The 7953-nt window shown below is 56.8% G+C and carries 6 protein-coding genes and 3 pseudogenes; 4 read left to right on the forward strand and 5 right to left on the reverse strand.

The features are described from left to right. On the reverse strand, nucleotides 1-591 hold a 591-nt coding region (locus tag O6929_10580; GenBank protein ID MCZ6480833.1), incomplete at its 3' end, for an acyl-CoA dehydrogenase family protein. Between the two features lie 298 nt (nucleotides 592-889). Here O6929_10580 and O6929_10585 point away from each other — a divergent pair. Further along, a pseudogene (locus O6929_10585) lies at nucleotides 890-1012 on the forward strand (DUF1326 domain-containing protein). A 36-nt stretch (nucleotides 1013-1048) separates the two neighbouring features. On the opposite strand, the pseudogene O6929_10590 reads toward O6929_10585, so the two are convergent. Both O6929_10590 and O6929_10595 read right to left on the reverse strand, forming a co-directional pair. After that, nucleotides 1049-1330, reverse strand: a pseudogene (locus O6929_10590) (LemA family protein). 235 nt (nucleotides 1331-1565) lie between these two features. Next, a complete protein-coding gene (locus tag O6929_10595) occupies nucleotides 1566-1907 on the reverse strand; it encodes a hypothetical protein (protein ID MCZ6480834.1) in 342 nt (113 codons plus the stop codon). Between the two features lie 441 nt (nucleotides 1908-2348). Here O6929_10595 and O6929_10600 point away from each other — a divergent pair, with 441 nt between their 5' ends. After that, nucleotides 2349-2723, forward strand: coding sequence for a DUF1499 domain-containing protein (locus O6929_10600; GenBank protein ID MCZ6480835.1), 375 nt, complete (start codon nucleotides 2349-2351; stop codon nucleotides 2721-2723). Between the two features lie 357 nt (nucleotides 2724-3080). On the opposite strand, the gene O6929_10605 is transcribed toward O6929_10600, so the two are convergent. Both O6929_10605 and O6929_10610 read right to left on the reverse strand, forming a co-directional pair. Then, entirely contained in the window at nucleotides 3081-5066 is a 1986-nt protein-coding gene (locus O6929_10605) for a glycoside hydrolase family 15 protein (GenBank protein ID MCZ6480836.1), read from the reverse strand. Nucleotides 5067-5073: 7 nt separating this feature from the next. Continuing rightward, nucleotides 5074-6282 carry a glycosyltransferase gene (locus O6929_10610; GenBank protein ID MCZ6480837.1) on the reverse strand — a complete coding sequence of 403 codons (1209 nt, stop codon included), beginning with the start codon at nucleotides 6280-6282 and terminating at the stop codon, nucleotides 5074-5076. A gap of 670 nt (nucleotides 6283-6952) precedes the next feature. Between O6929_10610 and O6929_10615 the strand changes: the two are divergent. Continuing rightward, nucleotides 6953-7133: pseudogene (locus O6929_10615) on the forward strand (type II toxin-antitoxin system HicB family antitoxin). A 135-nt stretch (nucleotides 7134-7268) separates the two neighbouring features. Beyond that, the coding region (locus O6929_10620; GenBank protein ID MCZ6480838.1) for a transglycosylase SLT domain-containing protein at nucleotides 7269-7953 on the forward strand (685 nt) is incomplete at its 3' end.

Genomic DNA, 7953 nt, shown 5'->3' on the forward strand with positions numbered 1-7953 from the left:
CCAGAGCTTTTCACCGTTGACGACAAAGTGCGTGCCGGCTGCGTTGAGTACCGCCTCGGTTTGAACGTTGGCCGCATCGGACCCCGTGACCGGTTCTGTAAGCGCAAACGCGGAGAGGTCTTCTCGCGCAACGCGCGGGAGGTACCTCCTTTTTTGTTCCTCGTTTCCGAAGAGGAGAATCGGTATGGCGATGCCGATGGATTGGGGAACCGCGACCGTGAGCGCAAGGATATTGCTCCAACTAGCAATCAGCGTGAGCACGCGACCGTAGTTTGTGTAGGAGAATCCGAGGCCCCCGTACTCAGGTGGGATTTTCATGCCAAATGCACCGAGCTCGAACAGGCCTTTGAGCACGTGCGCGGGGATTTTGGCCGTTCGCTCGATGGCATCAGGATCGACGTGGGCTTTGAGAAACGTTTCTATTTTGTGGCAATACGCCTCTCCGATCTCTTTCGCCTCGGCGGTCTCTGCAGGAGGCAGGAGAAGATCAAACTCTGGCTTTCCCACAAAAACTCCTGCCATGAAGCTTGAGCCCGTGATGCGCTCTCGCGCCTCCTCGATCCGCTCCAAGCCCTTAAAGAGATCGGTCATCGCAGTACCTCGCTGTGCGGGATGGGCCCTCGGTCGCAGCCGTGATTCTCGCCTCGGGCATCTAGACTCGATCGCCTAGGCGGCTTCTTTACTATACCGCGCCCGGTTGCCGCCAACGTAGCTTTTTCGTCAGGGATAACAGCGGAGCATGAGAAAAACTAGGCCGTCCGTGGTGACGTGTCAAGCGCGGCCTCCGTGATCACGGGATCTGCGGATGCGAAACTTGACTGGCTGATTTTTTAACGGGTCCTGGGTATGGCTCTGGGGGTCAAAAACCAAGTATTAGAGGAGGTGCACGATGGCGTCAGTGAATTGGAGGCTAAAGGGGAAGTACCTGAAAAACTGTAACTGCGATCCCGGCTGTCCATGCGAGTTTTTGGCCAAGCCCACATACACGAAATGCGAAGGGATGATGGCGATGGAGGTGGAGGAGGGGCACTTCGGTGAGACCTCGTTGAATGGCGCCAGGATCGTCCGGACTGTTCGACGCCTGCTTGACCGCGGTGACAGCCTGGTTGCGGGCTGTGATCACGGCCTCCAGGGTCTCACGCTCGTGTTTCATGTACGCCTTGGCGGTCTCCACCAGGTTCGGGATGAGGTCATACCGATGTGTGAGCTGCACGTTGATCTGGGCAAACGCATTCTTGAAGCGTTTGCGGTAGGAGACCAACCGGTTGTAGGCCCGCACGACCAAAAACCCTAGGGTGACGATCAGCAGCAGCATGACAACCAGGGCGATCGTGAATAGTTTCATGACCTTCCTCTCTTGAGTGGTTTTTTCAGTTCCTACCCTGCTCTCCTTTCGAGTCTATAAGGGGAGGTTCAGGCTCTCATCCTGGTCGGCACCTGGCTCAACCCGTGGTTCAAGATCCCAGGACTCGACGGGTTGATTTCGTGGGGGGATTCGGCGCAGGCCGCCCTTCAGCTATGGGGGCGCGAGAAGCTCTACGAGGGTTGGAATGAGGGGAGGAGAATTATTTCCGTCTTCGCGAGATCTCGAGTTGAGAGGCCCTGCGTCTTCGAGCCCTGGCTTTCGCCCTCTTGATTCCGGTTAATCTCCCACGGCCACGGACGCACTCCTGCTCCAATTCTAGTAATCGCATCCGGACACGAGCCTTCTCTTGGTTGTGCAGGATGGTGCACTGCGCGCGGGTGAGACCTGTCCAAAGTCCTTCCATTCGTGCGCGCCTGATGCGCTGGTCAAGAGATTCCCGAAGGCGTCTGTTGCGCAACGCGACGAGGGATTTCAATGCCCGTTGTCGGCGCTGCATCGCCAGTTCTTCTGCCAGGATTTCGTGCAGATCACTGCCAAACATGCGGTGCTCCTCCTGAGAGGCATCTGGCTACGAGCCGGTATTATACTCCATATAGGTGATCTGCTTCCACCTTACGCAAGTGTTTGAAGAAGTTATCGTTTTACGAATTTTCACGCCTCATGTCGCGCCCAGGATCGGCGAGTCTGAGCCAGCTCCCAGATACCCGAGCCAGCATACGGCTCAGGGCGCAAGGAAAGGCTCCCGACCCCTTCCTGCAAGTTTCAAGGCTTGCCCCTCACGCTTCTGTCACACTGCTTATCAGGCATTTACCATCCTTGACATGCTCCCCTAGGCGGCCTAGCCTTCCCTGCACCGGTCGTGGAGGCAGACAGAAAACTGTTTGGGATGCTGAGTGACACGGACTTCGCGGCCGCGCAAATCCAAGCCAGCGTACCCGTGCAAGAGACCTAGCCGATTCTCAGTCGTTCGCGCCTCGACCTCATGCCGAGCAACCGCACCCTCTCATCCTGTCCTGACTCCCCAAACTGCATCTCCTCACTGGCCGGCGACGCCAAGCATTACGTGGCGCCCCTGCAATACACAGAGGGCCTGCATGAGGCAAGGGAGCTGCTGCGTTCCATTCTCCGGTCGATGAAGCGGGTGAGAATCGTCGTCGAGGAGCCGACCTATATCCATGCAGAGTTCACATCGGCCCTGTTTCGATTTGTCGATGACGTTGAGTTCCTATTTGCTGAGCCTGAGAACGTCATCCATGTGCGATCCGCCTCCCGGGTCGGGTATTACGATTTCGGGGCCAATCAAAAGCGCATCGAGCGGATTCGCAACTTTCTCTCCGGTCGTCACGCAATGAGGTAGGGTGCGCAGTGGGCCTGCTGCCCGTTACCCCTGACACCTCCCCACGGACTGCCTAGCCTTTGCCCTGCTCGGCTGGTTCTTTCTTCTGCTACTGAGGATTTGGGGGAATTGTTGATGCGTATCGGACCGCCAAGCGAATCAACGCTGCCACTGCGGACCCCCAATGGGCACGCGTCACGAATCGTCCCTCGGTCCAGGTTGGGGCATGTATGATTGCAAGACCTGACCCCAACTGTGACCCCAACTGGGACCCCCAACTGGCCATTTGGGCTTCGCGCCGCGATGGGTCATCCTGTTTGTTTTGTCAGCCTTTTTCATCTTCATTCGCATCCAGGTCGTGGTTCGCCACGGTAGAAGTCATGGCGCACCACAAGCGCCATTATTTTTGAGGAAATTGAACTTCTCCGCATATTGCAAAACTGTCCATACGAAAGCGGAATGGCTCCATGTCAGCGGGGAAACGGAAAGAGGACGACCACTCACAGGATGCACCTGCTCCGCGAGCACGCCGGAGGGCAGTGCATTTTTCGCGCACCACTCCAAGTAGGGAACAGCCTCGTGGAGTTCCCCCAGACTTTCAGCACGGGCGATGAAGCACTCTCCCAGCCAAAGCGTTGAGATGAACCAGGGATTGCCGGCGACATCCTTTGGACAATCCTTCGGCCGTTGGTAGCGATCATCCTGAAATCGGGCACAGCCCCCAATGCGAGTTTTGAGCCACAACTGCCGACGTATGGCCTCTATCGTTTCGACCATCCGCGGGTCTTTGGGCGGCAACACCCCAAGGGTCACAAGCCCCAGTAGGCTCACGTCGATCACTTCGTCGAGTTCATAGCCGCTACCCTTCCTGTAACCCGAGCGTGCGTACCTCTTCAGGCCGGTGTGGTAAAGGTGCTTGGCAAGCCCCTCACACATCTCTTGGATCGCTGTGTCGTATTTCTCGGCGAGGGAGGCGTCTTGAAAGAGTCTTGCGAAATTCGCAGCGGCTTTGAGCCCGGCAATGACCGCCGCGACGGTAAAGGAGTGCGTTCCGTAACGCTCTTCCCAGAGATCGTAGGAAGGGATGGGCAATAGGGTCCCAGGATCACGGTGAGCGACCAGAAAATCCGCGGACTTTTGAATGAGCGTCTTGTAGAGGGGCTTGACGAACTCTATGTCTTTGGAATTCTGATAGTGTATCCAAAGCGCCCAGAGGACTAAAGCGGTCGAGTCCTCCTGGATCGGAAGCACCTCTTTTCCATCCTGCACCCAGGAATGCCATGTGCTGGCCAGCGATCCATCCGGATTGTAGTGTTGGAAAAGGTATCCATCCTCCGACAGGACTTCCGAGCAAAACCCGAAAAATCTCCTGCACACCTCCGCGTAGCCGGCCTTTGCCAGCGTTGCGGCGACGAAGGCCCCGTCGCGCCCCCACATGTAGGAGTAGGTGTCCCCCGCGAACCCCACGATATCCGAGTCATTCGCAGCGATGATCGGACCACGGTTGTCGATCTGCGTTCTCAGAATAAGGAGGCTCCGGTTGAAAATATTGGTAACCGGTTCGGGAAGGTCTCCGAAGGACCTAGTCTCCTTCTGGACCCACGTCGTCCAGTAAGCCGACGTCCGGTTGAGAAGCTCCGCCGGCGTTTTTTCCGACACATCCTGGTTGAGTCGGGCCACCTCGTGGTACCGCGTGCCTGCGGCCAGCCAATAAAAGGCCGTCGCTTTTCCGCCGGGGGGCACATTCAGCCGTATTCCTATCGTGGAATCGGCGGAGCCCCACGCGACGGGATTGCCGCTCAGCTCGCCGTCCTCGGCGTCTTTCCAGGTCCCCTGCTTCCCCGAGACCTCCTTGAATCCGCAAGCGAAGCACTCCACGCCCGGCTTTCCATTCTCATGGCAATTGACGAGAAAGTATCGATTGGCTTTGTAATGGATGATGGACCGGGTTCGCGGATCAAAGTAGACCGTGTCTCCAATCTCATTGCCGTACAGGTGGAAGTCCTGGGTAAAAAAGAGCCTTACCTGCCGCTCCCTCCCCCGCAGGTCTCTCGCCTCGATTTCTTTGATATATACGTTCAAGTCAAAGTCGACCGCGTCACGGCAGCGAAGCTCCAAGCCCAAATCCTCGTTTTTCAGAAAGACCTCGGTCACGAGGCTGTTGTCACGATACCGCAGGTCCTTTTTCCAACCCGGGCCCCCCATCCAGGAGAAGTTCCCATCCGCCCAGACCCCGAATCGAAAGGGATGCCCCTTCGAATGGTTCTCCTGGCCTATCAAGGGGAAATAGACATCCCGAATCCTGTAGTCCAGGTCGAAATTGAAAAGCAGGTTGCCGTTGCTTACCGGGATGTCTTTCGGCATGGGTCTCTCATGCGGTCAGGACGCCGGGGATGGCAGGTCTCCAAAGAGGGGCCCGAGGCCCGGCCGCGGCTGCTTTGCATTCGAAGTCGACCGCTATCTGCTGATACAACTCCGAATACTCATGGGCCATTCTCGTGACAGAAAAATGCTCCCGCACATGCCTCCGGCATTCACGAGGGTCGATGCCGTCGACTAGGTCAAGCGCCTCGATCATGGCGCCCAGAGAATCCACCACGAAGCCGGTCTTCCCGTCCACCAGGATTTCCGGAACAGCCCCCTCATTAAACGCTAAGACAGGCGTGCCGCACGCCATGGATTCGATCAAGACGAGGCCGAACGGCTCCCCCCATTGTATGGGGAATAGGGTGGCCCGCGCATGCCGGTACCATAGCTTTTTCTGCTCACTGTCGAGCTCTCCGATGTAGATGATCCGCTTGTCGCAGTCCAATAGAGGCTTTATCACCTTGCAGTAGTAATTCTCATCAACGGCTTGCTTTCCGACGTCGACAAACAGATCGATCGAACTCTTCAGCCCCTCGAAGAACTCCTTGTCCGCGGGTCTGTTCTGGACACAACCGGCGATAATGAGCTTAGAACCGGTCGTTTTGGCCAGTTCTATGGCCTTGTCCTGTCCCTTGGCCTGAGTTATCCTGCCGATACTGAACAAATAGCCTCCCTTGTCCGGCTCCTCCTTGGATGGATACTCTTGCACTTCGATCCCATGGTGGATGGTCTTGTATATGTTCGCCAGCCCATGATACTGCCGCTTTTGGAACTCGCTTATCGCGACAAAATGCACGCGGGGGATCGGGACGCCGCTGCGCCCACCCCGGTAGAATTCTTTGATCACGCTGTCTTTGGCCTGAACGTGAAGGGTCATCACGATCGGCGCGTGCGGGTGGAATGCGCCGTTGAAGATGTAATCCAGCCATTCGTGCATTTGGATGACGGCGATGTCGCCCCTTTGCGCCCTTTCCAGGGCCCTTGAAAGATGTGTCTCGATGAGATTCCGTCGGTCGGCAGTGTCTCCCCGCCAATAGTCGCCGAGGCTTCGATGGACTGTTGCGTATTGCTCCCCTGCGACTCTTGAATCAGCGGAGCAAGCGACGATCGAGCGATGGCCCAAAGAATGGACTCCTCTATCGATACTGCGGATGATGGCTTCTATGGGACCGTAGCCGAGCCCCGCTACGATCGGTTTGTTGATCGTAGCCACGTGCAATACTGTCGGCAATCTGCGTTTCGTTTCCATTGTCATGTAAGGTTCCTGAAGACCAGCTCAGCACTAACACAGGTTGAAGGGGGGGTGCGGCGAGAAAACGATACCGGCACTTGTCAACGGCGCTGTGTTTCTCCAGGTATTATAGCAAATATTATAGCAAGGTTCCACATTCCCCGCCGGGGAGGGATACCTCGGCCAGGTCAGGATTTGCCGGAAAATCCGATCCATATCCCCTGCCCCAGCCATTTCCAGGCAGACTTGAGGACTTGATGGTTAACTTGAGGGTCATTAACTTGAGACTTTAACTTGAGACTTGAGGGTCAGGTCTTGCAATACGACATTCTGCGGGATTCCAGTCACAGGGGTTACGGAGCCAGGCCTTTCCTTTGGCAATTCGCGTTTCAAAAACCCTGATAGAGGACGAGGCCGCATCGAGAGGAAAGGTGCTGCCAATTCCTAGGGGACTAGAGGACGGACTCTGCGCCCACCTACAGTGCTCCCGAGGTCCAAAGATGGCTAGGAGACCAGCCGCACGTGAGGTATCCTCGCGCCGTCAGTGGGAACAAGTCGGCCTGGCAGGGTAAGCCCCTGATCCAGATCGGTGAAACGGAGGACAACGTTGGCGACCCATAGCTACACGGTCATTGTGGAAAAAGAGGGGGACATGTATGTGTCCTTCTTGTCCAGAACTTGATCTGGCGAGCCAGGGAATGACAGTCGAAGAGGGTCTGGCCAACCTCAAAGAAGCCGTTACACCGTTTTTCGAGTCTGCAGGTTCCAACGAAGACAGGCGCCGCCTGCGCATGGAGATCTTTGTGACTCGATTCGACGCGGCGTATGGGTAAGCGCGGGATCCCCCGCATGGCCGTCGAGTCCTGAAACGGCTCCCCGGAGGCATTCAGGCCAAGGGCTGGTTTCTCCTTGTACTCGGTCGGCGATTCTGCTAACTGAATCGCGAGAACTGCACCGATGGGGTAGTCATGAAGCTCAGGGTCGTCCCACTCGTCAAGTTGGTGAGCGCTATTCTTGCCATCCTGGTTCTGCTGGGGGTGAAACAGCTTTCGGCCATTTTGGCCGAGAAAACCGCGAACCGGCTCGCTCCACCGCCGACACTCCCGGTCAAGGTTGATCTTCCTTCCTATGACATCAAGGTGCTCAAGCGACACGTGAGAAGCCGGCTTCCGTTATACCGCGTGCATTTCCAACAGGCCGCGGAACAGTATGGGCTTTCCTGGACCCTGCTGGCGGCTCAGGGCTACCAAGAGTCGCACTGGAACCGGAAAGCAAGAAGCCCGACAGGTGTGCGTGGCCTCATGATGCTGACTAAGACCACCGCCGCGTCGCTGGGCGTGACCAATCGTCTGGATCCCGTTCAAAGCATCCGTGGGGGAGCGAAATACCTTGCCAAACTTCGCGGACGGCTCCCCAAGGACATCCAGCGACCCAACCGGACCTTCATCGCACTAGCTGCGTACAATGTGGGCATGGGCCATGTGAAGGATGCGCAGACGCTTGCTGTCCGGCAAGGAAAAGACCCCAATCAGTGGCCTGATCTCCGAACGGTCTTACCGCTTCTCACGGACAAGCGGCATTACAAGACCTTACGTTATGGCTATGCACGCGGCCATGAGCCAGTCCAGTACGTCAAACGCATTCGAGCCTATC

It is taken from the genome of Candidatus Methylomirabilota bacterium, from assembly GCA_027293415.1.
Taxonomy (GTDB): domain Bacteria; phylum Methylomirabilota; class Methylomirabilia; order Methylomirabilales; family CSP1-5; genus CSP1-5.

What these genes read in the sequence shown, in the direction of transcription:
- O6929_10600 (MCZ6480835.1), top strand. Translation starts at nt 2,349, where the DNA reads ATGCCGAGCAACCGCACCCTCTCATCCTGTCCTGACTCCCCAAACTGC.
- O6929_10605 (MCZ6480836.1), bottom strand. Translation starts at nt 5,066, where the DNA reads ATGCCGAAAGACATCCCGGTAAGCAACGGCAACCTGCTTTTCAATTTC.
- O6929_10595 (MCZ6480834.1), bottom strand. Translation starts at nt 1,907, where the DNA reads ATGTTTGGCAGTGATCTGCACGAAATCCTGGCAGAAGAACTGGCGATG.